The organism is Enterococcus sp. AZ128 (genome assembly GCF_051714485.1).
Lineage (GTDB): Bacteria > Bacillota > Bacilli > Lactobacillales > Enterococcaceae > Enterococcus_A.
In genome coordinates, this window is the sequence record NZ_JBIORZ010000001.1 from 1,254,325 (window position 1) to 1,281,276 (window position 26,952).

At 37.6% G+C, this 26,952-nt stretch carries 23 protein-coding genes, 1 tRNA gene and 1 other annotated feature; of the genes, 12 read left to right on the forward strand and 12 right to left on the reverse strand.

The genetic code is table 11. The features are described 5' to 3' along the window. Positions 1-8: 8 nt before the first annotated feature. Entirely contained in the window at positions 9-746 is a 738-nt protein-coding gene (locus IGI38_RS06125) for an amino acid ABC transporter ATP-binding protein (protein WP_438727899.1), read from the reverse strand. A 260-nt stretch (positions 747-1,006) separates the two neighbouring features. Between IGI38_RS06125 and trpS the strand changes: the two genes are divergently transcribed. Further along, positions 1,007-2,017 (forward strand): tryptophan--tRNA ligase, encoded by a 1,011-nt coding sequence (gene trpS / locus IGI38_RS06130; RefSeq protein ID WP_438727901.1) that lies wholly within the window; start codon positions 1,007-1,009, stop codon positions 2,015-2,017. A gap of 283 nt (positions 2,018-2,300) precedes the next feature. On the opposite strand, the gene IGI38_RS06135 is transcribed toward trpS, so the two are convergent. Further along, positions 2,301-3,509 (reverse strand): NAD(P)/FAD-dependent oxidoreductase, encoded by a 1,209-nt coding sequence (locus IGI38_RS06135; protein ID WP_438727903.1) that lies wholly within the window; start codon positions 3,507-3,509, stop codon positions 2,301-2,303. Positions 3,510-3,523: 14 nt separating this feature from the next. Further along, the gene (locus IGI38_RS06140; RefSeq protein WP_438727905.1) at positions 3,524-4,426 is read right to left on the reverse strand and encodes a prenyltransferase; all 903 of its coding nucleotides are present in this window, start codon (positions 4,424-4,426) and stop codon (positions 3,524-3,526) included. 181 nt (positions 4,427-4,607) lie between these two features. On the opposite strand from IGI38_RS06140, the gene IGI38_RS06145 reads away from it, so the two are divergent. The 5 genes from IGI38_RS06145 (at position 4,608) to IGI38_RS06165 (ending at position 9,549) form a co-directional block, all read left to right on the forward strand. Then, the gene (locus IGI38_RS06145) at positions 4,608-5,582 is read left to right on the forward strand and encodes a polyprenyl synthetase family protein (protein ID WP_438727907.1); all 975 of its coding nucleotides are present in this window, start codon (positions 4,608-4,610) and stop codon (positions 5,580-5,582) included. Between the two features lie 154 nt (positions 5,583-5,736). After that, complete coding sequence (locus tag IGI38_RS06150) at positions 5,737-6,306, forward strand: glycerol-3-phosphate responsive antiterminator (protein ID WP_438727909.1); 570 nt, start codon at positions 5,737-5,739, stop codon at positions 6,304-6,306. A 180-nt stretch (positions 6,307-6,486) separates the two neighbouring features. Further along, the gene (locus IGI38_RS06155; protein ID WP_438727911.1) at positions 6,487-7,935 is read left to right on the forward strand and encodes an NAD(P)/FAD-dependent oxidoreductase; all 1,449 of its coding nucleotides are present in this window, start codon (positions 6,487-6,489) and stop codon (positions 7,933-7,935) included. Between the two features lies 1 nt (position 7,936). Beyond that, positions 7,937-9,199, forward strand: coding sequence for an NAD(P)/FAD-dependent oxidoreductase (locus IGI38_RS06160; protein WP_438727913.1), 1,263 nt, complete (start codon positions 7,937-7,939; stop codon positions 9,197-9,199). Continuing rightward, on the forward strand, positions 9,196-9,549 hold the full coding sequence (locus tag IGI38_RS06165; protein ID WP_438727915.1) for a DUF1667 domain-containing protein: 354 nt from the start codon (positions 9,196-9,198) through the stop codon (positions 9,547-9,549). The genes IGI38_RS06160 and IGI38_RS06165 overlap by 4 nt, the downstream gene beginning before the upstream one ends. Positions 9,550-9,605: 56 nt before the next feature. Here the strand turns inward: IGI38_RS06165 and pheT are convergent, their stop codons facing one another. From pheT to lepB, 6 genes are all read right to left on the reverse strand, one after another. Then, the gene (gene pheT, locus IGI38_RS06170; protein WP_438727917.1) at positions 9,606-12,023 is read right to left on the reverse strand and encodes a phenylalanine--tRNA ligase subunit beta; all 2,418 of its coding nucleotides are present in this window, start codon (positions 12,021-12,023) and stop codon (positions 9,606-9,608) included. A gap of 6 nt (positions 12,024-12,029) precedes the next feature. Beyond that, positions 12,030-13,073 (reverse strand): phenylalanine--tRNA ligase subunit alpha, encoded by a 1,044-nt coding sequence (pheS, locus tag IGI38_RS06175; RefSeq protein WP_438727919.1) that lies wholly within the window; start codon positions 13,071-13,073, stop codon positions 12,030-12,032. A gap of 328 nt (positions 13,074-13,401) precedes the next feature. Next, positions 13,402-13,601, reverse strand: a binding site (T-box leader). Positions 13,602-13,648: 47 nt separating this feature from the next. Continuing rightward, entirely contained in the window at positions 13,649-13,993 is a 345-nt protein-coding gene (locus IGI38_RS06180) for a winged helix-turn-helix transcriptional regulator (RefSeq protein WP_438727921.1), read from the reverse strand. Positions 13,994-14,059: 66 nt separating this feature from the next. Then, entirely contained in the window at positions 14,060-17,737 is a 3,678-nt protein-coding gene (addA, locus tag IGI38_RS06185; RefSeq protein ID WP_438727923.1) for a helicase-exonuclease AddAB subunit AddA, read from the reverse strand. Continuing rightward, on the reverse strand, positions 17,727-21,209 hold the full coding sequence (locus tag IGI38_RS06190; protein ID WP_438727925.1) for a PD-(D/E)XK nuclease family protein: 3,483 nt from the start codon (positions 21,207-21,209) through the stop codon (positions 17,727-17,729). Before IGI38_RS06190 ends, addA begins: the two co-directional genes overlap by 11 nt. A gap of 265 nt (positions 21,210-21,474) precedes the next feature. Next, positions 21,475-22,017, reverse strand: a complete 543-nt coding sequence (gene lepB / locus IGI38_RS06195) for a signal peptidase I (protein WP_438727927.1) — start codon at positions 22,015-22,017, stop codon at positions 21,475-21,477. A gap of 186 nt (positions 22,018-22,203) precedes the next feature. On the opposite strand from lepB, the gene IGI38_RS06200 reads away from it, so the two are divergent. Next, positions 22,204-22,800, forward strand: coding sequence for a nitroreductase family protein (locus IGI38_RS06200; RefSeq protein ID WP_438727929.1), 597 nt, complete (start codon positions 22,204-22,206; stop codon positions 22,798-22,800). 220 nt (positions 22,801-23,020) lie between these two features. On the opposite strand, the gene IGI38_RS06205 is transcribed toward IGI38_RS06200, so the two are convergent. Continuing rightward, on the reverse strand, positions 23,021-23,515 hold the full coding sequence (locus IGI38_RS06205) for a hypothetical protein (RefSeq protein WP_438727931.1): 495 nt from the start codon (positions 23,513-23,515) through the stop codon (positions 23,021-23,023). Between the two features lie 12 nt (positions 23,516-23,527). Next, on the reverse strand, positions 23,528-23,731 hold the full coding sequence (locus tag IGI38_RS06210) for a hypothetical protein (RefSeq protein ID WP_304569797.1): 204 nt from the start codon (positions 23,729-23,731) through the stop codon (positions 23,528-23,530). Positions 23,732-23,892: 161 nt separating this feature from the next. Between IGI38_RS06210 and IGI38_RS06215 the strand changes: the two genes are divergently transcribed. From IGI38_RS06215 to IGI38_RS06225, 3 genes are all read left to right on the forward strand, one after another. Continuing rightward, positions 23,893-24,420 carry an HdeD family acid-resistance protein gene (locus IGI38_RS06215; RefSeq protein ID WP_438727934.1) on the forward strand — a complete coding sequence of 176 codons (528 nt, stop codon included), beginning with the start codon at positions 23,893-23,895 and terminating at the stop codon, positions 24,418-24,420. A gap of 60 nt (positions 24,421-24,480) precedes the next feature. Continuing rightward, a complete protein-coding gene (locus IGI38_RS06220) occupies positions 24,481-24,876 on the forward strand; it encodes a hypothetical protein (protein ID WP_438727936.1) in 396 nt (131 codons plus the stop codon). A gap of 58 nt (positions 24,877-24,934) precedes the next feature. Then, positions 24,935-25,007: transfer RNA gene (locus tag IGI38_RS06225), tRNA-Gln, on the forward strand. 167 nt (positions 25,008-25,174) lie between these two features. Here the strand turns inward: IGI38_RS06225 and IGI38_RS06230 are convergent. Beyond that, on the reverse strand, positions 25,175-25,606 hold the full coding sequence (locus IGI38_RS06230) for a universal stress protein (RefSeq protein ID WP_438727938.1): 432 nt from the start codon (positions 25,604-25,606) through the stop codon (positions 25,175-25,177). A 282-nt stretch (positions 25,607-25,888) separates the two neighbouring features. Between IGI38_RS06230 and IGI38_RS06235 the strand changes: the two genes are divergently transcribed. Both IGI38_RS06235 and IGI38_RS06240 read left to right on the forward strand, forming a co-directional pair. Further along, positions 25,889-26,599, forward strand: a complete 711-nt coding sequence (locus tag IGI38_RS06235) for an AzlC family ABC transporter permease (protein WP_438727940.1) — start codon at positions 25,889-25,891, stop codon at positions 26,597-26,599. After that, positions 26,592-26,912 carry an AzlD domain-containing protein gene (locus tag IGI38_RS06240; protein ID WP_438727942.1) on the forward strand — a complete coding sequence of 107 codons (321 nt, stop codon included), beginning with the start codon at positions 26,592-26,594 and terminating at the stop codon, positions 26,910-26,912. Before IGI38_RS06235 ends, IGI38_RS06240 begins: the two co-directional genes overlap by 8 nt. Positions 26,913-26,952 lie beyond the last annotated feature (40 nt).

Genomic DNA, 26,952 nt, shown 5'->3' on the forward strand with positions numbered 1-26,952 from the left:
GCCGCCTCCTAATGATTGATTACTTTGCTGACGAATTGTTGCGCGCGTTCATCCTGTGGTTTATCAAAGAATCCTTTGACGTCACGTGTATCTTCTAATACTTCTCCTTCAGCCATAAAAATGATGCGATCTGCCACTTCTTTAGCGAATCCCATTTCGTGTGTCACAACAATCATTGACATGCCGTCACGAGCAATCTTCTTCATGACATTTAAAACATCACCAATCATTTCCGGATCAAGAGCTGATGTCGGCTCATCAAAAAGCAGCAAATCAGGATTCATCGCTAACCCTCGAGCGATGGCGATCCGTTGTTGCTGTCCACCAGATAACATAGAAGGATAAGAGTCTTTCTTATCTAACATGTCTACCCGATTCAATAATTTCTCTGCCGCTTTGGTAGCTTCCTCAGAAGATTGTTTTAAAACCTTGATTGGCGCTAACGTAATATTTTCTAACGCTGTCTTGTTTGGATAGAGATTAAAGTGTTGAAAGACCATTCCAATATTTTTCCGAATGTCCTTTAATTTAACATCCTTACTATGTAAATCCTTTTCATTCACTAGTAATTCACCTGACGAGATATCCTCTAGCCCGTTGATACAGCGTAACATCGTACTCTTTCCAGAACCAGATGGTCCGATAACCACAACCACTTCACCCTTTTCAAAGGTCAAGTTAATATTTTTCAAGGCATGAAACTTTCCATAGTATTTTTCTACATGCTTAAATTCAACCATTGGCATGTCTAACCACCTCATTTTTCCTTAGCATTCTCTAATTTTTCCAATGTGAGTTTAATTATAAGCCAAGTTTTTTTACTTTGTAAAGAAAAAAACTCACGGTTAAAAAAAAACATCTCAATAACTTTCATCTTAATGTTACATTTGGTGACATAGAATCATTTTGTACTTTTGATAAAAATTGGGATAAGAGTTGTCATGTTTGAAAAAAAAAGGTAGTATTTGAAGAGACTATTGAAAGAATTTTATGAAAAGGTGAGTTAATGGAAAATATCATTTTGACTGGAGATCGTCCAACAGGACAATTACATTTGGGGCATTATGTTGGTTCATTAAGAAATCGCGTTTTAATGCAAGAAGACCCCGACAATAAATTATTTATCATGATTGCTGACATGCAGGCATTGACCGATAATGCGAAAAATCCAGAAAAAGTATCATCAAATGTGTTGCAAGTTGCATTAGATTATTTAGCAGTTGGTTTAGATCCAAAACGTTCCACGTTATTTATTCAATCACAAATTCCTGAATTAGCTGAATTGACAATGTACTATTTGAACCTTGTCAGCGTAGGTCGCGTTCGTCGTAATCCAACAGTAAAATCTGAAATTGAACAAAAGAAATTTGGCGAAAGTGTCCCAGCTGGATTCTTTATTTATCCTATTTCTCAAGCCTCCGATATTACAGCTTTCAAAGCAACCCTCGTCCCTGTTGGTGAGGATCAAAAACCGATGCTTGAGCAGACACAAGAAGTTGTACAAAGCTTTAATCACACATATGGAGAGGTTCTTGTTGAACCAAAGGGCGTTTTTCCTGAAAAGGGACAAGGCCGTTTACCAGGAATTGACGGTAACGGAAAAATGAGCAAATCACTGGGTAATGGTATTTACCTTGCAGACTCAGCCGACATTTTAGCTAAAAAAGTCATGAGCATGTATACTGATCCAAACCACATCCATGTGGAAGATCCTGGTCAAGTCGAAGGAAATATGGTATTTACTTATTTAGATGTTTTTGGAACAGACAAAGAAAAAATCGCTGAACTAAAAGATCATTATCGTCATGGCGGCCTCGGAGATGTAAAAATCAAACGCTATTTAATTGATGTTTTAGAAGCAGAATTTGGTCCAATCCGCGCACGTCGTGAAGAATATGCAAAAAATCCAGAAGCCATTATGCATATGTTAAAAGAAGGCAGCGAAAAGGCTCAAGCTGTTGCTGCTGAAACGTTGTCAGAAGTTAAGCAGGCAATGGGGATTAATTATTTCGCATAAAAAGTATTGATACAAAAAAAACTCGAAACTATTTCGAGTTTTTTTATTGCTCATTATTCTATCATCGAGTGTTAAACATCGTTGAAATCGGGTAAATATTTGAATGGATAGTCCTATTCAAAATCCTTCCCACCATTTTCAATAAGATATATGTGTTTTCCTCATTGATTCCTTCGATTATTTACGAAAAGTAAGCTATGAATCAACCGGTATACCATGACAGAAAAATAAACTCAAAAAAACACTCGAGAATATCATCACGAGTGTTAAAAATAGTTTCGATTTAATGATAAAAGTCGAAGCGACCTTTTGCCATGACTTCTTTAACCCCACCAGTTTCGAACAATGAACGGTCCATGATGGCCTTTTTAATAAAGGAAGCTGGATAAGCGGTTACTTCTGTTTTGCCTACAACACCAAACGCATGGGCATTTCCAATTGATGCAACAGAACCAAGAGATTTAAATGAAAATGGCTTGCTTGGTTGTCCCTTCATTTGATTCAAGATATCTTTTCCAGCATATGACCCCATTTTCAATGCGATTTGTGCAGTTGTTGGATACGGACGGTTGCTTGAAGGGTCCATAACAGCAGAAACATCACCTAATAGATACACATCATCATGATTTGGATCAGTCAAGTTTGGTTTAACCATCACACGGCCACGACGTTCTTCAAAGCCAGACTCTCCAATCACCTGACTTCCGCTTACACCAGTAGTCCAAACAATTGTTTTTGCCTTAAGGGCTACAAGATCATTTTCAGCGTCTTTTGAATTTTGGTAAATTACAGCTCCTGGTTCCACTTTTTTAATCGGTTTACCAGTTAACAGTTTGACATCCCACTTGTTCAAATGGTCAATACAGTATTGGCCTAATTTATCACTAAACATTGGCAAAATTTTATCAACTGCTTCGACACAATAGATCTGGATATCTTCTGGTTTTACACCAGCAATATCAGCAAAAGCCTTACTTCCCTCAACCAAAGCTCCGACTAATTCTATTCCGGTAAAGCCCGCTCCGCAGACAACAATCCGTAAATATTCCTCATTGCTAGTTTCTTTGTATTGCTTCATTTGTTCGATGATGTGTTTATGCACTTGATCCGCTGTTTTCACATCAACCATCTCTAGAGAGTTTTCCTTCACACCAGGAATGCCGAATGATTCAGACTGGAAGCCTAATGCAACGATCAAATAATCATAGTTCAATGTTTGATTCTCTAAATAAACTTCTTTTTGATCAGCGTCAATCTTTTCAACATTATCTTTAATGAATGTGGTTTTTTTAGGATTCACTACATCCTTTATGTTATAACAGATTTTTTCATCTGGTTGCGTACCTGCTGCTACTTCATGCAGACTAGTAGATTCGTAATGGTAATCATTCCGATCCACCAAACTAATATGAATATCTGCTCCTGATTTCTGCAGTACATGTAAAGCTCGCAATCCCGCGTATCCCGCGCCTAAAATGACAATTTCTTTCATTTCTGTTTCCTCCTCTAAAATAAAAACGTCAATGCAAAGCTGATAACTTGTGCGGCAGCCCCTACCGCTAATATTCTGACTGCACAGATGAATGTTTCGCGTTTCACCTGCTTATTTCGGAATAATTGTACTTGCTTGTAAATAAACGGCGCGACAAAAAACGTCCCCAGCATTGACCATGGGGCTATTCCAACGATCACCGAAAGTAAAATTGCTAGAAAAGCCGCGATGTTCAGCTCCACAAAAAGTTGAAGCGCTCGCTGTCTTCCTAAATAGTGAACCAAAGTAAAGCGATTATTCTTTTCGTCTTCTTCTAAATCACAGATATTGTTCGCCAGCATCAAGTTTGCTATCCACAATGTATTCGGCAATGAAATTAGTAAAATCGCACCTAAATTAGTAAAATTCCATTGAAATACCTCAAACGTATTTAGATAGACACACAACATCGTAATCATGAATCCCATCGTTAATCCTGAAAATACTTCCCCTAATGGTAAACTAGATAAAGGCCTAGGTCCGGATGAATAAAAAATACCAACACCATAACAAAATAACCCCATCACTAAAAAAGGCCACCCGACTATGAAAGACAATGCGATTCCAATCACTGCCGATACAATGATCATAGCTATCAGCATTCTAAACACCAATTTCAACTCCAGATTCTCTCTTCCGATGATATTGGTTTTCTCTCGGTAGTCGTGAATTTCTGTTGCATGGTGGTAGTCATTGTAGTTGTCTAAAATATCAACCGCCATATTAAAAATGACCATTGCGACAAAGTATAACAGGACTAGACCTAAATGAAGTTTGTGAAAATTATACAGGCTGAAACAAATCCCAATAAAAAAAGGCAGGATACTCGCGGTTTTCGCTTTAATTTCCACGAGCTCCAAGAAAACGGTTAAATTCATCTCACCCAACTTTCTTAAATTTCTTTTTCATATTCATTATGCTATTTTTATACTTTTTGTTCAAAGGATTTGCTTACTTAACATGTGTTTCCTCTCACGAAACACTCATCGAGCATTCTAGTAGTCTTTCTGGTACGCTTGCGATAGAATGAACTTGAAAACGTTGTTAGAAGGAGCATTTATGTTAGACTACTGGAATGAATACCCCAAAATACAGAAAAATCTAATCCAGGTTAAGAATTTGATCTCACAAAGACTTGTTATTAATAATAAATCGATTGAAGAGGCCATCCAAAAATTTTCTTCTACAGGAGGGAAAATGATTCGTCCGGCACTCTTCTTTCTTTTCGCTGATTTCGGGGTCAAGAATGACCAAGATCAATTGATAAAAATCGCGGCATCCATTGAGTTACTGCATTCCGCTACACTCATCCATGATGATATCATCGATGATTCTCCTGCTCGTCGTGGCATGCCGTCAATTCAATCGCAGTTTGGCAAAGATGTCGCAGTTTACACTGGAGATTTTATGTATACTAGTTATTTTGAACTGTTGGCAGAATGTATGAGTCAGACACCTTTCCTACTAAAAAATGCACAAGCAATGAAAAAAATCTTACAAGGTGAATTAACTCAAATGTCATGTACATTCAATCCAGATCAGACTATAGGCGATTATTTACGAAATATTAATGGGAAAACTGCTGAATTAATTCGACTCAGTTGTCATGAAGGAGCCTATTTTGGCGGATCAGACGAGAAATTACAGGCGCGTGCAAAACGAATTGGATCTGCAATTGGACTAGCTTTTCAGGTATATGATGATATTTTGAATTTTTCTTTAGAACTAGGAGAAGAGCAGAAACCAATTTTAACTGATGTTCAGCAAGGAATTTTCACTCTCCCTTTATTGATCGCGCGGGATAGCCAGCCTGAAATAATTCGTCCCTATCTAGAAAGTCCTGAAACGCTGTCTCAACAAGAATTAATCCAATTAGCCGACTATGTTGAGAGTTTTGGGGGGATAGCCGGTGCACTGAATTTTGCTGAGAATCTAACACAAAAAGCTTTATCCGAGATTGAAGGATTACCCGACGGAAAAAGTAAGGCGATTCTTAAAACAGTCGCTTTACAATTATTAGAGCGTTCTTATTAGAATTTCAATATTAAGTTCCAAGTGTCCGAAAATGCAATTAGCACTTTCATACGCTTGGAACTTTTTTAGTTTATTTAATCATTACAAACAGTGCTTCTTCTTCATTTTTTTACGTGGTAAAATGGATATGAAACTACCTAAGGAGTAATAATAGATGAATACTCATGAACTATATCAAAAATTGGAACTCTCCCCTGTAATCGCTGCAGCAAAAAATGAGATCGAGCTGAAGGAAGCGATAAAATCTGAAAGCGAAGTCATTTTTATTCTTCAATCTCACTTATTGGAACTACCTAATCTAGCTAACGAGATTAAATTAAGTGGCAAGGCGGCTATTTTACATGCCGATCTAGTCAAGGGTTTATCATCTGATGAAAAAGCCATTGACTACATTAAACAGGCTACCTCCTTTGACGGAATTATTTCTACGAAACCTGCAATTATTCGTCATGCAAAAAAGCATGGATTATTAGCCATTCAACGTTTTTTTCTATTAGATTCTTCCGCTTTAGAAAATGTTGACCGTCAACTAAAATACACTCAGGCTGATTTAGTTGAGGTTCTTCCTAATGTATCGCCAAAGATTATCAAAGAGCTAGTCACCCACTCGAAAAGGCCACTAATCGTTGGGGGGCTGATCAGGGATAAAGAAGACATTATGGGGGCTCTAGGTGCTGGAAGTCTTGCTGTATCAACAACAGAAAGTTCGATTTGGTCGATTTAACGATTGTTGATTTTTTACAAAGGTGTTATAATACAGGTAATTAAATATTGGCTAGAGATAAAAAGAGTATAGCGACAAACGTCAACAATCATTGACGTTTGTTAACTGTACTCTTTTTTGCTGTATTCAAAATTGACTACTGAGTCACTAATGACTCAAATAATCAGGAGGAAAAAATCTATGTATGATGTAATTGTAATCGGTTGCGGGATCGTTGGGGCGGCTACCGCATATGAACTTAGCAAATTTCAGTTAAAAACACTCGTCTTGGAGGCTGAAAATGACGTTAGCCTAGGCGCTACTAGAGCCAATAGCGCCATTTTACATGCTGGTTTTGATCCTGAGCCTGGCAGCCTAATGGCCAAATTGAATGTTGAAGGTGCGGAACGTGCAAAAGAACTCTGCCAAAAGCTCTCTGTCCACTATAATCAGATTGGATCACTTGTTGTCGCATTTTCAGATGAGGAACTTGCCTTGATTCAGGATCTTTACGAGCGTGGAGTCAAAAATGGCGTGAAGGATCTTGCATTGCTTGATCAAGAGGCTCTCCACATAATGGAACCTAATCTCTCATCCGAAAGTCTAGGTGCTCTCCATGCTCCTACTGCAGCAATCGTAAATCCATGGGAATTTTGCATCGCATTAGCAGAAACGGCCGTGAGAAATGATGTAGAGATAGCCTTAAAGAATCGCGTGAGTGCTATCAATAAGACTGACAAAGGCTACAAGATAACCACCAATAAAGGAAATTATCAAACGCGATTTGTTATTAACGCAGCAGGTGTGCATTCAGATGATATTCACAATTTAATCGCTGAACCAAATTTTGAGATTACACCCAAACGCGGTGAATATTATTTATTAGATAAGTCAGAGGGAACTATTGTTAATCATGTAATATTCCAATGCCCATCGAGTGTTGGAAAAGGAGTTTTAGTCAGCCCCACTGTTCATGGGAATTTGGTGGTTGGTCCTAACTCTGAAGCCATTCAACGAGATGATTTAGACAGCGGTAGGGACACGAGAAATACTTCTGAAGGATTGAAAAATGTTGCAGAGTTAGCAAAAAAATCACTCCCAACCCTTAATCTGCGACAATCTATTCGTAATTTTTCTGGCGTTAGAGCAAATAACAGCGTTGGTGATTTTATTTTACAAGAAGCTGCTCCCGGTTTTATCGATCTGGCAGGAATTAAATCTCCTGGTCTCACCTCTGCTCCTGCAATTGCTGTTTATGGTATTGAAATGTTAGAAAAATCGGCTGGCAGTATATTTTTACAAAAAGAGAAATATATTGATTCGCGAGAAAAAATCGTCTTTGAAGAACTCAGTCTTGAGGAAAAAAATGCGGTTATTTCTACTAATGATACTTACGGAAGAGTTATTTGCCGCTGTGAAACGATTACTGAAGGTGAGATTAGAACAGCCGCACAATCCCCTATTCCACCGGTATCACTTGATGGGATAAAGCGCAGATGCAACGCTGGGATGGGACGTTGTCAAGGGGGCTTTTGCGGCCCGCGTGTCGTTGAGATATTAGCGGACGAACTAAATATGTCCCCGCTAGATATTTTACAAGACCGTGAAGACAGCTATATTTTAGCAGAAGCAACAAAAGGAGGTCATTAATATGTATGAATTGATAGTAATTGGCGGAGGTCCTGCCGGTTTAGCGGCAGCTTTTGCAGCGTATGAAAAAGGCGTCAAGAATATTCTAATTATTGAACGCGATCAAAAGCTTGGAGGCATTTTGAATCAATGTATTCATAATGGTTTTGGCCTGCACTATTTTAAAGAAGAGTTGACTGGACCGGAATATGCGGCTCGCTTCATTGATCTGATTCAACAAACGACTATCAATGTTTTACTAGATACAATGGTTTTAGAGGTTACCGAAAATAAGGAAGTTCATATCGTCAACAAAGAACAAGGCTATCAAATTTTGAAAACCAAGGCATTAGTATTCGCTATGGGATGCCGTGAGCGTACTCGTGGAGCTATCGGAATTCCTGGCAGTCGCCCAGCTGGTGTATTTACAGCAGGAACAGCACAAAGATATGTCAATATGGAAGGATACTTAGTTGGAAAGAAAGTCATCATTTTGGGTTCTGGCGATATCGGCTTGATCATGGCGCGCCGGATGACATTGGAGGGTGCTGATGTTTTAGCTTGTGTCGAAGTTATGCCCTACTCAGGTGGATTAACTCGGAACATTGTTCAATGTTTAGATGATTACGAGATTCCTCTTCTTCTTTCACATACAATTACCGAAATTCGTGGAAAAAATCGTGTAGAACAAGTGGTTGTTTCAGAGGTAGATGAAAATAGACAACCTGTGATGGGAACAGAACAAATTTTTGACTGTGATACGATTTTATTATCTGTTGGTTTAATTCCAGAAAATGAATTGAGTCGTGATGCCAACCTTGAATTGGATTCAAAAACTAACGGTCCCTTCGTTTATGAAAATATGGAGACTTCGATCCCTGGTATTTTTGCTTGCGGCAATGTCGTTCATGTCCATGACTTAGTGGACTTTGTAACTGCTGAAAGTATAAAGGCTGGTAGCTCAGCTGCTTCATATATTTTAGAACAAGAAAATGAACCAACCCAGTTTCTAAACATCAAAAATGGTGACCACGTCACTTATGTTGTGCCGCAAAAAATTCGTGAAGAAAAGATTGATCGTCGAACTGAACTTTTCTTTCGTGTGAATAAGGTATTTGATGACAGTCAGATTCTAATCAAATCTCAAGGTGAAATCTTAGTAAAACAAAAGAAAAGCTACATTGTTCCAGGAGAAATGGAAAAGATCAAACTATCGAAAAAAGTTTTGGATAAAGTTACAAATGGTGAACTAGAAATTTGCGTTGAGGAGGTTTCAAGAGTATGAAAAAATTTATCTGTATCATGTGCCCAAAAGGCTGTCACTTAACAGTTGATGAAGACAACGATTATCGAGTTAGCGGCAATAGTTGCAATAAGGGAGTAAAATATGGAAAATCAGAAGCAACAAATCCTATTCGAGTTGTGACATCTACAGTTATCGTAAATGGCGGCAACAATCAGCTTTGTTCTGTAAAAACTGCTGACGGGATTCCCAAAAAATCCGTATTGGAAGCAATGAGAGAAATAAATAGCGTTCAGTTAAAGGCTCCAGTAAAAATTGGCGATGTTGCTATTGAGAATCTTTTGGATACTGGTATTGACGTCGTTGTCACAAGTGACATTCAAGCTAGCTGAAAAATTATTCATTTAAGCAAAATGCCCCTCAAAAAAATTGAGGGGCATTTTTATGACTAGCGGATAACCGCTTGTAGTTTTTCTTCTAAATTTTTAATAACCTTCGCCACTATGCGATTAATCTCGTCATCAGTCAATGTCGCTTCAGGATTTACGAAAGTTAAATTGTAAGCCATTGATTTTTTACCTGTTTCAATATTTGCACCTTGGTAAACATCAAAAACTTGCAGCTTAGTCAAAAATCTCCCCGCAGCCGCTGTAATGACCTCAGCAATATCAGAACTAGTACTTGCTTCATTAACCAGCATTGCAATATCGCGACTGACAGCTGGGTATTTAGAAACAGCTTCAAATACTAATGGTGCTTTTTCTTGTTCGATCAACGCTTCTAGGTTTAATTCAGCAATATATGCAGTTTTCAATTCATAGTCATCAGCTACCTTCGGATGAACCTGACCGACAAAACCAATCAGTACTTCTCCCAAATAAATACCGGCTGTTTGACCTGGATGCATTTCAGGCATTTGAATTGCTTGGTAAGAAATTTCTTCCGTAAGGCCTAAACCTTCAATCAATTCCTCAACCATACCCTTGATTGTATAGTAATCGCATGGTTCGGCCTTCTCTGACCAAGATTTATCGATAACATTTCCTGTCACAGCGATTGCCACATGATTTTGTTCAAGAGGCAGATCTTTTTTAGGATCATTGTTTTGATAAAAAACATGTCCGATTTCATAAAATGCTACATCGTTGTTTTTACGAGCGACATTATAAGATAGATCTTCTAGCAAACCGCTAATTAAATTTAATCGCATTGTTGAACGTTCTTCGCTCATTGGCCAAGCAACACGAGTCACCTTGCTTTCATTTAGCAAGAATTGCTGCGCTTTTGTCTCAGTTGTCAATGCATAACTAATTGCTTCAGATAGACCAGCACCTTCCAGAAGATTCCGTACTTTTCTAGCCGCTCTCTGTGCTTCAGTTAAGAAACCGGCAACTGTTTGTCCTTCTGGTAATGTTGAAGGTAAGTTATTATATCCATAGATTCGAGCGATTTCTTCCATTAAATCCGCTTCAATTGTAATATCCCAACGACGCGGTGGTACACTAACGATCGTTACGTCTTCTTTAACTTCAAACGCAAAACCAAGTGCTTTAAAAATATCGTTGACTTGATTTTGTGACAAGTCAGTTCCTAAGAAACGATTGACACTTTCAAGGGTTGTACTTACCTCCACTTCTTTAGGCTGTACTTCGCTCCCCTTGACAGCTCCTTGCAAAACTTTCCCGCCAGCTAATTCAGCGATCATTGCGGCCGCCACTTCACCAGCTAAACTGATATCCCCTTGATTGATCCCTTTTTCAAAACGCATAGATGATTCACTGCGTAAATTATAGCTTTGTGACGTACGACGAACCAACGTGTGATCGAACATTGCCATTTCTAGAGCAACCGTTGTTGTTTCATCGGAAATTTCTGAATCCAAGCCCCCCATAACACCGGCTAAAGCTACAGGAATCTCACCATTGGTGATCACAATATTTTCAGGATTTAATGTCCGGTCAACGCCATCTAATGTAGTAAATGGTTCATTATCTTTTGCTCGACGAACCAAGATTTCATTGCTGCCTAATTTATCATAGTCAAACGCATGTAAAGGTTGTCCGAACAATAATAAGATATAATTCGTTACATCTACTACGTTACTGATTGGACGGATACCTTCGTTCATTAAGCGGTTTTGCAACCATTGCGGACTTTGTCCAATCTTCACATTTTCAATGATTCGAATTTCATAATGCGGTGCATCATTCTCATCAGTCACAGAAACGTTGATTTTGTCACTGGCTTTATTTTCTGCTTCGCTTAGTTCTACAGCAGGGAAGTTTACCTTCTTGTTGTAAATGGCCGCTACTTCATGAGCAACACCGCGAATACTTAATGCATCAGCACGGTTTGGTGTAATTGATAGATCAATAATTGTATCGTCCATCTCTAAATAGGGAAATACAGGTTCCCCAACAATTGCATTTTCTGGCAGATAGTAAATCCCTTCAGAATATTCTTTAGGGATTACGGAATCACTATAGCCAAGTTCTTGCAACGAGCAAATCATTCCGTTAGATACTTGACCGCGCATCTTGCCCTTTTTGATTTTTACATTGCCAGTGATTCGAGAACCAGGCAACGCAACAATTACCTTAACATCTGCTTTAATATTAGGTGCACCACAAACGATTTGAGACAATTCATCTTCGCCTATATCAACCTGACAAACTGAAAGATGATCTGAGTCAGGGTGCGGGATACATTCTTTTACATCACCGACCACGATTTTCTTTAAGCCGTCTTCTGGTGATTCTAATCCTTCAACTTCAATCCCTGTCAATGAAAGACGATCCGCTAGATCCTTTGGCGTAACATCCTTAACATCAACATATTCATTTAACCATTTATATGAAACTAACATTGCTTCTTACTCCCCCTTGAATTGTTCCAAGAAACGAACATCGTTTAAATAGAAATTTCGAATATCATTCACACCATAGCGCAGCATTGCGATCCGATCTGGTCCTAAACCAAAAGCAAAACCAGAATACTCTTTTGGATCAATCCCTGACATTTCCAAGACATCCGGATGAACCATTCCGGCTCCGAGAATCTCGATCCAACCAGTGTGTTTGCAGACGTTACAGCCCTTACCACCACACTTGAAACAGCTGACATCGACTTCAACCGATGGTTCGGTAAAGGGAAAATAACTTGGACGTAGACGAATCTTGCGATCTGCCCCAAACAATTCCTTCAATAATACTTCTAGTGTTCCTTTTAAATCTCCCATCGTAATTCCTTTATCGACAACTAGTCCTTCAATTTGATGGAATTGATGACTATGAGTGGCATCGTCAGTATCACGTCGGAAGACTTTACCAGGCGAGATCATTCGCAATGCACCTTTTGAAAAATCATGTTTTTCCATCGTACGCGCTTGAACCGGCGAGGTATGTGTACGCAATAATACATCATCAGAAATGTAGAAAGTATCTTGCATATCACGAGCAGGATGATCCTTAGGCAAGTTCATCCGTTCAAAATTGTAATGATCAGATTCGATTTCTGTTCCTTCTACAACTTGATAGCCCATGCCAACAAAAGTATCTTCAATTTCTTCCATAATTTGAGTCAACACATGTCGCGTTCCATGAGAAACTTGCCTGCCAGGTAAAGTCACATCAATAGATTCTGCTGCTAATTGTTTTTCTAAGGCCAACTCCGTTAGTGTTGCCTTGCGTTCTTCAACTGCCGTTGCCAAAAGATCTCGAATCTCATTAGCAAAAGCACCAACTTTCGGACGTTCTTCTGCTGAGAGATCGCGCATTCCCCGTAATACCTCAGTGATTGGTCCTTTTTTTCCTAGCGTTTCTACACGAATCGTTTCAACGATGGAAAGCTCATCAGCTGCATCTATTTTAGCTAACGTCTGACTTTTTAGTTCTTCTAATTGCTCTTGTAAACTCATTGTTTTCTTCCTTTCCCTATTGCTTTAAAAAGATAGAAACTTTAAAAATAAGGATCTATCAAATTTTTTTGTCTCTAGGATGTTTTGATATATTTTTAGATTCGGATATTAAGACAATTCCTCATCACTCAGAAACTAAAAACATTAAGTTGATTTACTTTTTCTATTTAAACTATAAAGAAAATCCGCAAAAAACTTTTGATTTATAAAGCATCCTTCTAATTCTCTTAATTTTTCCTACCAGAATTTTCACTAATAGAACGAATGAACGCTTTTAGTTAGACGAATACAACCTAATTTAAAATCACCAAAAAAAGACCTCGTCCCACAAAGGAACGAGGTCTCGCGATACCATCCTAATTCGCCAACTGAATAAATTGACGCTCTCACTCTTTAACGGCTATACCGGTCTTTCGACAAGCTCCAGAAGTGAACTTCGTTTTTTCTTTTCTTAGTCTGCTCACAGTCAACGACAGACATTCCCTTTTAAGATCCAAAAAAATTACTCTTTTCCATCAACGCTTTTCAAACTATTCAATTGACTAACCCAATACTACAAGAAATCAAAAAATTTATCAACTACATTCTTCATCCGTGATCCAGGTATCGCCCCACTGATGAATCTCATCCATCACCTTTTTCAAAGCTTCGCCTTTATTCGTCAGACAATAATCCATCCGCTTTTGGCTTCCGCAAGCAATCACACGACCAACAATACCTTCTGCTTCTAATTCTTTTAGTCGTTCTGTTAAAACCCGATCGCTGACATCTGGAATCATCGCAGCAATATCGACAAATCTTTGAGGTCCGCCTTCTAACAATACATCAATAATCAAACCATTCCATTTTTTGCCCAAAATTTGAAACCCCTTCTCAAATTTTGGACAGAGTGAAAAGTCCATTACTTCTACTTGTTCCATAATTCTCACCTCGATAGAGAGAGTATAGCACATCACTTACCTTTTATAAGTACAACTTGCCTATCCCTAAGGAGTTTTTAACAAATCAATTGCTTGATTTCCTTGTAAAAAGATTAGGTAGGCAGACTCAACAGGCTTTTGCTTCGCCTTCTCTAAGGCCTCTTTATATAGATGCAATTGGCCTCGGTAACGCTGGATCAGCTGTTGCTCTCTTTCAGGTGTATAATAATCAGTTTTTAAATCATACAAAAAGAGTTTATCCTCAAATTCTAAATAGCCATCAATGATTCCGTGAATCAAAATCTCGTCCTGATTCTGATAGTCGTTGAATAATTGATCTGCCGGAAGCAACATCGCAAATGGTTCTTCACGATATAGATGATCCGCATGCTGAATGATAAAGCGGCCAACATCAGAATCAAGGAATTGCATTATATTGTCAACAGAGATTTTTTCTGCAGTCTCTTTTGTCAACGTTTGACGAGAAACCAGTCTATCAATCATTGTTTCGACTTCTTTTCGTTGAGGTGAGGCTTTCAGCGGTAATAGTTGCATCACTAAGTGAGTAGCTGTCCCAATTTCGGAAGCTGCCAACTCCTTTTTCGTACTTAAAAACCTTGGTTCTCCCAAGTCACTTTGAGTAAATCGATAGGGCGTTTGTGTTGCCGTTAGTTCCAATGATTCACGATTGTCGGGATCATCATATAAACGTTTTAGTTCGGATACTGACTGATAGCTTGTCGTTTTTGTTGCTTCAGGATACGGGTATTTGTAGACTAGCCGCTTTTTCAACGCTTCTATATTGATAGCACCTTGTGGAATCTCCAAGGCTTTAATTTCTGGAAGATAACTTTGAACAGCCTCCGCAATTGTTTGAGGATCAACAAAATCTAATTTAAAAATCGCCGGATGATTCTTCAAGCCTACTACTTGATTGACGGCATATTCTTTTTGGTAATTCTCCATAATTGGATGTCTGAACAAAGTTAGTCCTACCCAGTCGATGAAACTGTCTTTTTGACCATTTCTAAGACTCGTATCTAAGACTAAATTTTCATTTAAAGATCCCTTGCTCCAAATTTTATAGGCGGCCTCTTCATCATCATAGGAACCAACCAGAAATAACTTTTGTTCCGCTCGGGTCAGGGCAACATATAGTTTCCGCATCTCTTCCGAAAGTAATTTGTTTAGATTTTTCTGTTTCACTGTTTGAAATAGCAATGTGTCTTTCCTAACGCGAGTATCTGGTGTCAACAATTTCACGCCCAGACCTAATCGTTCGTCAAAAACATAATTTCTCCGAGTATCCTGTACATTGAAGCTTTTACTCATGTCCATTAAAAAGACTACTGGAAATTCTAGACCTTTACTTCCATGAATGGTCATTACTCTTACAGAATCTTGTATTTCTTCTGTAGGGGGTTCACCCAGATCTTTATCTTTTTCCTGCATTTTTTCAATAAAGCGAATAAATTGATACAAACCTCTAAAACTGCTGCGTTCATAATCTTTTGCTCGTTCAATCAGCGCTAAAAGATTCGCATGACGTTGCTGACCAGCCGGCATCCCCAAAACATAATCCAAGTAAGCAGTTTCGTTATAAATTTTTAATAATAGATTAGCCAAGGATTCTCGTCTAGCAAACTCGCGCCATTCATTTAATTGAGCCAAGAAACTCGTCATTTTTTTTGCTGTGATGTCATCCTTATGTTGAAGATAACTTTTTACTGCTTGGAAATATTCTTTTTGCGGCAATGCTAAACGAACTTGCGCCAATTCTTCTTCTTGTAATCCAACAATTGGAGAACGTAATACGGCTGCCAAAGGGATATCTTGGTACGGATTATCAATAATCTGCAACAAGGAGATTATTACTCGCAATTCAGTTGATTGAAAATAATTCTGAGTATCATTGATAGATAGCGGAATACCTAATTGCTTAAACACTTCCAAAATCGTTAAATTATTACTTCTTGTCGGTGTTAATAGAACAATATCATCATAACGAACGGGTCGCATTGCTTTTTGTTTCTTATCATAAACTTCAAAATTCTGATCAATTAATTCACGAATCTTCACAGCTGTCATAAATATCTCGCCCATAGATTTATCCTCGATCCATTCAGGGACTTCACCATTTTTTTGATAAATCAATAATTCTGGGCTTAAGGTATCTGTATCAGGAAATGCAGTGAACCCGTTGATCAGTTCCGCTTGTTTATCGTATTCAATCTGCCCTACTGTTTGATCCATTAACTGTGTGAAAATCAAATTGGTGAAATCAAGGACTTCTCTCCTGGAACGAAAGTTTTCCGCTAAAATAATACGACGTCCATTTTTTTCCTCAGCAAAGTCATGGTACTTTTGAATAAACAGTGTTGGATCAGCTAAACGAAAACCGTAAATGGACTGTTTTACATCTCCAACCATAAAAAGATTTCCTGGTTCTTCTGTACTTAACTGTCGTAGGATAGTTTCCTGCAGCTGATTGATATCTTGATACTCATCGACTAAAACTTCAGCAAATCGATTTCGATAATAATTTTCAGCGGGTCTATTTCCGTCAACATCGGTTAATAATATCTGCAAAGTATAGTGTTCCAAATCATTGAAATCCAACATGCCTTTTTCACGCTTTTTGGCCGAGTATTCTTCAATGAACCGTTTTTCAACACGAACTAATTCTTCCACGATTGGTAACGCTTCTTGTAACCGATCGACTTGTTCCTCAGGCGAGACTGCAAAATACATCTCTTTAATCTTAGTCAGTTCTTGCTTCGCCTGATCCCGATATTTCTTACATTCTATGATGATGTCACCGTAAAGCTCTTTGATCTCTTTTTTTCTTGGCGAAGGATAAGCGGGAAATTTTATGTTTTCTAAAATGGAAAAGACGTCATTCAGCTTATCTTCTACTAGTAATTGTTCAATCTGTTTTACTGTACTTTGTTCACTTTGGCCAAGTTCGGTAATTTTCTGTAATTCCTCAGTCCCATGACTAGCGTCAATCATCCACTGATAAGTCTGGTTAATCTCCTGTAAGGTGCTTAATACTTGTGGACGAATCAGATCGCGGTATAAATCTGATTCTGCTAACTTTTCTACTCGATAATTCTCAACTAAACTATCAAGCCAATGAAACGGTTGAGGATTGGCTCGAGCAAAGTTATACATAGAGAGTACTAAATCCTCTAGCCCGCTGTCACTGCGGTCATTTGAAAAATTCTCGGTCAAACGATAGAAAATCTCTTGATTTTCCTCATAGAATGTCTCCCGAAGTTCATCCCAGACATCTTCTTTTAATAAAATCGTCTCTGTCTCATCTGTTAACATCCGATAACTTGGATCTAAGTCAATCAGATAGAAAAAGCGTTGAATCACTTTTGAACAGAACGAGTGTAAGGTTGAGATGTTCGCCATCGGCAACAATGTTAATTGACGCGTGAAGTGATTTTTCAATTCTTGATCTGTTTCTTCATTAATCGCTTCCTGCAAAGCCAATTGAATTCGTTCCTTCATTTCACTAGCTGCTGCTTCAGTAAAGGTCACGACCAAGAGTTGATCTACTGATAGTTGTTGTCGTTTGATTTTCTCAATCACACGCCGAACCAGCACCGCTGTTTTTCCTGAACCCGCCGAAGCAGAGACCAAGAGATTTGTTCCTTGATCATAGATTGCTTGCCACTGAGAGTCAGTATACATCTCATTTGGTGCTTTTGGAGGGATGGGAAAATTAGTTGTCATGCAATTCTTCCTCCATTCGTTTCAAGACTTCTTCTTTAGAAAGTTTTTCTAAGCGATGGTAGTTATTTTCTTTCAGCATCGCATCAAATTTACAAACACTTCGGAAAGGACAATATTGACAAGCAATCCGCTGATTATCTTTATACGACGGATTCAGCTTGATCTCACCAGAAACAATCTGATTGCCAGCCTTTTGGATTTTTTCACGGTTGTATTTACGTAGAGTCTCAATTTCAGCTAAATCATAAAATTTGTCTTTGGACTGAGTAACAATTGTCGTTTGTCCATTTTTATCCTTTTTAATTGGGAACAATACAGAATTCTCTTTTTCTTGTATGCTTTGATCCAATTGGTCATAAAGTTCAGGCTCTTTCGCAAACAATCCATCATATTGATAAGCCTTCAACATATCTTTTTCGATGTTCTTCGGATCTTTTAAGACAGGATTATGAACGTGCAGATAATAAGCTCCTGCTGGCTTGATTTCTTTTCCGTTTACTTGACTAAAATCAGTCACAGCAACATCCAAATAAGTAATCAATTGCAATGCGATCCCATAATAAGCATCCGCCACGTTGAAACTATGCGGACTCGATTTATAATCAATGACACTCAACCAATCACTATCATTGCTTTGCAACTGATCTAAACGATCGATTTTACCGCGAATTGCAACTTCACCACCATTGGATAACGGCAAATTAATTCCTGGAATTCCTTTTTGTCCACCGATAGAACCAAAAATCACTTCTGTTTGTTGCGGTTCAAACTTTGTCCGCATGCCTTGTTGAACTAATCCCCAACTAACTTTTTGAATTGTCCGCGACAATTGATAACGAATATAATTCATTCGAGCAGAACTGGATAAAATTTTAAATTTCAATTCACCAAAAATTTCTTTCAGTACGTCATTGGCTAGCTGATTTCGTTCTGCTTCATTCAATTCTGCTAAACGCATGCCTTGCTCCCTCAACAGACGGAAGAAATAGTCTAAAGCTTCATGATAAAAATCCCCGGCTGCCGCAGGTGTAAGTCCGTAGATCGTTCTTTCTTTTAACCCTAGTCCAAAGTTTGCAAAATATTTATACTGACAGTTATAAAAATTTTCGATTCGCGAAACGGAAACATAAAGATTTTTCCCATATAAACGTTCCGCCGTTTCTGGTAAAAGGGCTCGAGGTACATTAAGATCTTGTAGACTCTTGAAAACTCGTTGTGCCATCGGAGCGAATGAACTATTTTGAATAAATTTTTGTAGCTCTCGCCACGCAGGTAAAAATGCACGATTTTCATCCTGAGCAAAACGATTCAAAGCGATTAGATCAGATAATAATGTGCGCATCGTTCCGACATGATTTTCCGGCTCACTCATTAATTTTAGTGACTCGTTTTCTTCAATAGGTATTCTTAATCCTTGACTTAATTGTCTTAAAAAGGAGGAGATTTCTAATTTCTTCTCCCCTTCTACAGTTGTCGCAACGCTCAAATAAAGTTTATTCGTCGCAGAAAGAAAAACTAAGTAGGCTAGGAACGGTTCACGAGTTACTTTAGAACTATTACTTTCCGGCAAGAACTTTCCTTCTGGTAAATTCTGATTAATCATCGATCGTTCTTCAGCAGACAATAAACCCTTATCATCAAAACGAGCCGGAAAATCATTGTTATTTAAACCAATCGCAAAGGTTACCTTCATTTGGTTCACACGAGCTAATTCTAAATCATTGACTCGAACCTGGTCGATGGCGGTCGGAATTTTTCCATAAGTCAAGTTCATCAAGCCGGCTAAAAAAATCTCTTGAAAATCCGTCCAATCGAATGGTTCTTTTCCGTAAATCAATACATACTCGTCTAAAAGATCAAGCAACGCTTGCCATGTTTGTTCATGATTACGAGCCTTATCTAAGTTGCCTTTTTCGACTTCTTGATCGCGCCAAAAAAGCAGTTGTCGTTTTACACCGCTATTCTCTAGAAAATGATAAAAAATTGTTGCTGCTTCTAATCCGTCCTCCGCTTGTTTTATCATTTTGAAAAATTCTGGTAATACTCGCTGTACAGATCGTCGAACTTCATTAGTAGTTGCTTCTAACTCTTTTGCATCATTAAAAACATCTGCTTCAAAATCATAATCTACGAATTCCCAGTCAGCTTCCTTAGTCCATACACTGCCACGAAAATTATACGCTAAACAAACATTTTCCGTTTGATCGATTTTTTCTCTATATTGTTGCTGTTGAATGAACCATTCATCAGTTTGCCAATCGAATGGAGCAAATAACTCCGTTCGAAGCATCCGAAAGACATCGTTGATGCGATAGTTATAATTGCTGACCAAGAATAACGCTTGTAAAAATTCTATCAATGGATGTGCAGCCATTTCTTGTGTCTCGTCTAAATAAAATGGAATGTCTAGTTTATTGAAGATATCTGGCAAAGCACTGTTATAAATTTGTGGATTGCGTAGTAAGATCTGAATATCTTTATAACGATAGTTTTCTTCTCTAACCAAACGCCGAACTTCCTCGCCAACCTTGCGAATTTCCTCTGCTACCGTTGAATATTTTGTAATCTGTAATTGATCCGTCTGGGATAGATCAACACCTTTTTGATTTGCCCAAAAATCACCTACTTGATTGAATATCGCCTTTTTCGATTGAAAAAATTGATCCGGTCGGACAGGAATCTGTTGTACATCAGCACTCCGTTTTAATTGATAATACGTTTTTCCAGGATCAGCAAATAAATTCAATGGATTAGGTTCCTCACTTGGATAAGGTCTATCCAACTCCAATGATACAAGTAATTCGCTATCAGTCATCAAAGCATTTAGAACACTTAATTCCCTAGCATTGAATCGAGTGAACCCGCTAATGATAAAAAGACAATTTGATAATTTCTGTCTACTCAAGTAATCTTGTAGCAGCAATAATGGGTCTTCATTTGAAACTTGATAGGCAAGTAATGCCTCTTCATAAGCAACAAATATCTTTTGTAGGTCTTGTAGTTTCAAGACTTGATCCTGATCACTGCCATTTTCAACTAGATCCTCAACGGTTACATTTCCAATCTGCATCTCTTGATAAAAGCTGACCAATTGTTGAATAAAACCAGTTTTATTGGCTTCGCCACGGAAAATCGTTAATGCCTCCCGTTGCTCATGAAGAATTTTCCTTAAAATCATTGCATTTCCAGCTTCGGATAGAGTATTCCCTGGAACTTGCCCATCACGCTGCAAAAAATACCAAGCCAATCGCTGAAAACTAAAAACTTGTGTACGAATTGTACTGAAATCAGCACTTTCCCCCTCTTGTTTCATTGCTGACAACAGATGGATTTCCTGCTCAAATTTATTATAATTGGGGACTAAGAAAAACACACGATTCTCTGGAGTTTGCTTTAACCAAGCTTGTGCCGTTTGAATCATTCGTTCTGTCGCATTGGTTTGGCCAGCACCTAACAAAAATTGTAATGGCATCGTTTCCCCTCATTTCTTCAAATTATGATACTCGTTTATTATAACAGTTCGGTCAAAATGCCGCATGAAAGAAGAAAAAATAGATTATCATTACTCTGACAAATTTTTGCAAATAAAAAATTAAGTAAATCTACCTTTGGTGAAATATAAACTCAGTGATAAAAGCCTCTTTTCACAGTCTATAGAAATTATCCTTACTATGACGTCGCTTCTATTTTGAGAAAAACAAAGGCACAGCTTATAAAAAATAGGACTAGCTAAGTTGCTAGTCCACAGTACCAAATCGATTTAACGGCCAAAAGACGAATTTCACATCAGCCATAATATCTTTTTCCTTTATAGTTCCAATAATCCGACTATCTTTTGATATCCGGCGATTATCCCCCAAAACGAATAATTCACCTTCTGGAACTTTCTCAGACCCGAATAATTCTGTTAGGTCAAAATCATAAGTCAGCGGTTGATTATCAGTTAGTTTACTTTTAAACTCGTCCAAATAAGGTTCATCATATTTCTTTCCATTGATATAAAGCTCATCGTTCTTATACGCCACTACGTCACCAGGCAAACCAATTACACGCTTAATATAATTTTTTCCTTCGTCATCCGGTGCTGGGAAGGTTACGATATCGAAGCGTTTGATTTCGGTATTTTTTAGTGCAATAACTCGTTCACCATCGATTAGCGTTGGATCCATTGAATCTCCCTTGACTACTACCGGTGTGAAAACGAAATGGCGCAGTCCAATTAAGAGTGTTCCTAAGATCAAAAGCCAAAGAAGCGTTTTTCCTATTTCCTTTATATTCATCTGTGGGCCTCCATTTTTTACATTCATACTGCTAGTTTATCATACTCATGAGTATTTCATGAAAGTTATTAATTACCCCTTTAAAAAAAATTACTCTTCTCCGAGCATATTTCTTTTCTTACTTTTTGTAAGATGGTAAAGTAGATTTTGTAAACAAGAACAAAACAAGAAAAGGTGGAAATTATTATGTCTCAATTTTTGGAATCATTAAAAGATCGTCGTTCATTTTACTCGCTAGGACGTGACGTAAAATTATCAGAGGAAGAAATTACAGAATTAATCAAAGATACTGTAAAAAACAGCCCTACGGCTTTTAACGCACAATCACCTCGCGCAGTCATTCTTTTTGGAGATGCGCATGAAAAATTATGGAACATTGTCGAAGAAGCATTGAAACCATTGACCCCTGCTGAAGTTTTCCCAAATACCCAAGCAAAAATCGCAAGCTTCCGTAATGCGTATGGTACGGTGTTATTCTTCAAAGAAACTGATACAGTGAAAAACTTGCAAGATCAATTCGCATTATATGCTGATAACTTTCCAGACTGGGCAGAACAATCAAATGGTATTGCAACGGCAAACACTTGGACTGCATTAACTTCTGCTGGTCTTGGTGCTAACTTGCAACATTACAACCCTGTAATTGATGATGCTGTTGCAAAAGAATGGAACATTCCTGCTAACTGGCAATTGCGTTCACAATTAGTCTTTGGTTCAAAAGAGGGCGAAGCTAACGAAAAAGAATTCTTAGCAGATGACGAACGTTTCCGCGTATTTCATTAATCCTAAAAAAATGGCGTGACCGAAGTTGGTCGCGCCATTTTTATATTTTCATTTCATGAATGCTTGCCATTGATCAAACAATAAAACAGAAAATTCTATCTCATAAAAGTGAGTGGGATTTTTCTTTTTAAGTACAGAAAACTGCTTGCAATTCACTCTACGATTCGAATTAAGCCACCTTCGATGAAATCCAATAAAAAATAGATGACGTCTCCGCCACCTATTTACCATCTTTATCTTGATCATCTTTGGTTAATATTTCTAAAGTAGTACCTTCATTAAGGTGAGTTGATAGAAAAACGACAAATTCTGTCAATGAATAATCAAAAGTCAAGATTGGTCCTCGACGTTCTTTACGAAAATAGTTCAGCTTGATCAAGCCGTTTTCCACTTGAAATAGGACCACTCGCTCGATCTCATCCATTGGAATTCCTCGGTTATCTAGACTAAAAAGAATTAAACTATCCTCCGTAAAACCCTTTTTATCTAATAGAAAGCTCAACATCACAAGTGCAGCCAAAATTGTCTGCACGCGTCCGTTCAAATCTTGCCAACTAGTAAATCCAATCCATAAAATCAGGAATGTTAAAAAAAGATAAAATGGGTATTGTTTACGTCGTTTAAAAACAGGAATGACAATGTCTTTTCGTGCTATTAGTAAAAACACATACAAAACAATTGTAAAAACTCCCAATAACAGTGTGAATATATTCAAAAGAACCGCCTTCTAACTTGGAATGAAATTAGAATATTTTACCACGACCATGTTAGATTTGTCATCCCGTTGCTCTTGATCAACCTCTTCACATTGATTGATTCGAACAACCGCACAATTCGTCATCTTTGAAATTACTTCGCCTTCTACGGATTCTTCGAAACCAATCGGATGGCAACGATAATTTCTTCCTAGTTCAATTTCTTCTTCATTCATATGTAAGCCCTCCAGTATCGACATTCATTTGTTCGTCTAGCTTTTGGATCAATGTTATTCGCAATTATACCTAAGTATGGAATGGTTTACAATCGAATTTTTCACTTCATTCGCAAAAAAAGGACAAATCGGGTAAAATTATTCAGAGGGAGTGATATTTTATGACAAATTTTATTGATTCAATCAAAAGATATGGCTATTTGCGAAGTGCCTGCTATCTGATTCTTGGAATTGCTATCTTATTTTCACCGCGAAGTGTTTTTAAAGGGATTGTCTACATTATCTTCTTCTATTTGTTAGTTTTTGGGATTATGCAGATCATTCGCGGCTTGAGAACAAAAAAATATACTGGTAATGTTGGATTTGAGGCTACTAGCGGAATCATGCGAGTCATAGTTGCATTTGTTATTCTTTGGTTCTCTAAAGGAATTATCAGCATTTTACCTATGTTTTTAGGGTTCATTATTCTGATATTTGCAATTGGGCAGTTTATGCAAAGCTGGAATGCAAAAAGAAATGGTTTCCCAGTAACTGGACAAATTGTCTACAGTGCCTTGATGATCATTGCTGGTTTTTTTCTTTTGTTTAATCCCTTCAGTAGTTTAATGATTCTCTTTCAGATTTTTGGTTTTCTACTGATCACTATGGCTGTTTCAGAATTTATCAATACTCGCCGTTTCAATCAATAAAAAATTGTTTCTATTATAAGAAACATTTATACTGAGTATATTAAGAAGAGCGAGGTTATTATGAACACAGCAAGTGAACTTTACCAATTTACTGAGAAATATGGCATTCATTACAATACAAAAGAGACGAAAGGAATTCGTTTATTCGATAGCTTTTTACAGGCTTTTCCTAAAACGAACTTTTCTTTTTCTTTTATAGGCTTTCATAAGTATGAAAGTGTGAAAAAGCAAGAGGGGTTGACCGCCTATGGAATCTCTGGAAATACTCTTTATGCGTTAAGCAAACAAAAATCCTATAAGTATAATCTTTACCAATGTAAAGAAATTTACGGTAAAAAGAAATTGAATGGTATTCGTCTTACGCTATCTTTTGATATGGAAATTGTTACTATCAACCTAGGATTTGCAGATGGCAATCTAGTTCTAGCTGCTCTAAAACAAGCGGGTAAAAAATAGCTGAGGCAATTTAGTTGAAGAATAGAAAAACTAGCGTTATAATTCTTTCTGTTCTTAATGGGATATGGCCAAACTGGTAAGGCGCCTGACTCTGAATCAGGTAAGTGTAGGTTCGAGCCCTACTATCCCAATTATAAAAAATTTATACGACAGTCTTTCCTCAAGGGTAGATTGTTTTTTTTATCTAAAATCCATTATTTACTGCTTTTAGAAGATTGTCCTCTCTATTCGATCACTCTTAAAAAACGCAAAAAAACTTTTGCTCTAAATCGAAGCAAAAGTTTTTTATTAGACATTTTTAGGATTTTACAACCATGACATTGCAATTTGCGTGATTCACTACATATGCTGTTGTCGATCCAATTAGTGCCTGCTCTACAGTTCCCCTTCCAGTGGCTCCGAGCATAATAAGATCAACCTGGTTCTCTAATGCGTAATCAATAATCTTGCGTTTGGGATTTCCAGATTCAATTTTTGTTTCATAGTCAAATTGACTAACATTTGAATGAGCAATCAACTGTTCCAGTTCGATTTCCGCATTGTTCAGATGAAATTTCAGCGCGTCATTGATAAATGCTGGATCACCGATCGAAAATTTGTAATCAACCACAGTAAGAATAAAAAGTTTTGCTTCGTTTCGTTCAGCCACATTTAGAGCTTCATTGAATGCGTCTGTTGATGATGGTGAACCATCTACCGCAACAAGTATTTTCTTATAACTTTCTTTCATAGAAAACGCCTCCCTTACGTCTATTATACCTTAACTACTTCTGTCAATAAAATCATAGGCAATTTTCATTACATAAAGAAATTTCTAGTTATTTACCTAATAAAAATAATTTTTTTAGTATTTCAGAAAATATTCTTATGATAAAATAAATTGTACAACAGCTTTCCACCAACTGGTATTCAGTAGCTTTTAGAATTGTTGTTCCTTTTTGTACTCCTTACACTCTTGTTTTTTTATTAGTTTTAGTCTAATATGATTAGAACAAAATGAGAGGGTGGATATATGGATAATCGTTTAACACATACTTCAACTTTTATTGATGGAGTCAAAGCCTGTCTCCCTACAATTATGGGATATCTTGGAATTGGAATTGCTATGGGGATCGTGGGAAAATCTGCCCATCTTGCTATTTGGCAAATATTTCTAATGTCGACACTCGTTTATGCAGGGAGTGCTCAATTTATTTTATGCGGATTGTTGCTTTTGAGCGCACCGATTTTATCAATTATATTTACTGTTTTCCTTGTGAATTTACGTCATTTACTAATGAGTCTTTCTGTAGCCCATTATTTTAAAGAGGATTCTTTATTAAATGGCATTGCTATAGGGACATTACTAACTGACGAATCCTATGGTGTTCTAATGTCCACCCTTGCCCAAGAGAAGAAAGTAACCAGTAATTGGATGCATGGTTTAAATATAACTGCTTATCTTGTGTGGATTCTTTCAACTGTTATTGGTGCTTTATTAGGGAATTTTATTCCTGATCCAACGATATTTGGTTTTGATTTTGCTCTGACTGCCATGTTTCTCGGCTTATTTCTCTTTCAAGTACAGTTACCTCTAAAAAAACAACGGAAAAAAACAAGCAAAATTTTGGCAGTGACGATAATCAGTCTATTCGTCTTCATGCGTTTTATTTCCGCAGAACTTTCAGTCATTTTGGCAACTTTACTAGGATGTTTAACGGGGGTGTTATGCAAAGATGAGTAACTACTACTATTTATTGACTCTTTTTGGCTGCGCATTAGTAACATGGATTCCTAGAGTACTGCCTTTTGTTTTAACAAAAGCTCTAACGTTGCCGCCAACTTTCGAAAAATTTTTAAGTTACTTACCCATGACGATCTTAACAGCTCTACTAGTACAAAGCCTCTTAAATTTTCAAACAGGACAATACCCGTCATTGCGTTTTCCAGAATTTTTTGCCTGTATCCCGGCATTGATCGTCGGTATTCGTACCAATGACCTAATGAAAATCGTCTTAACAGGGGTTCTTGGAATCGCTCTCTTACGGTTGTTTTAAATTACACGTGTTATAGAGCTTATTTCTGGTTTTACTTGCA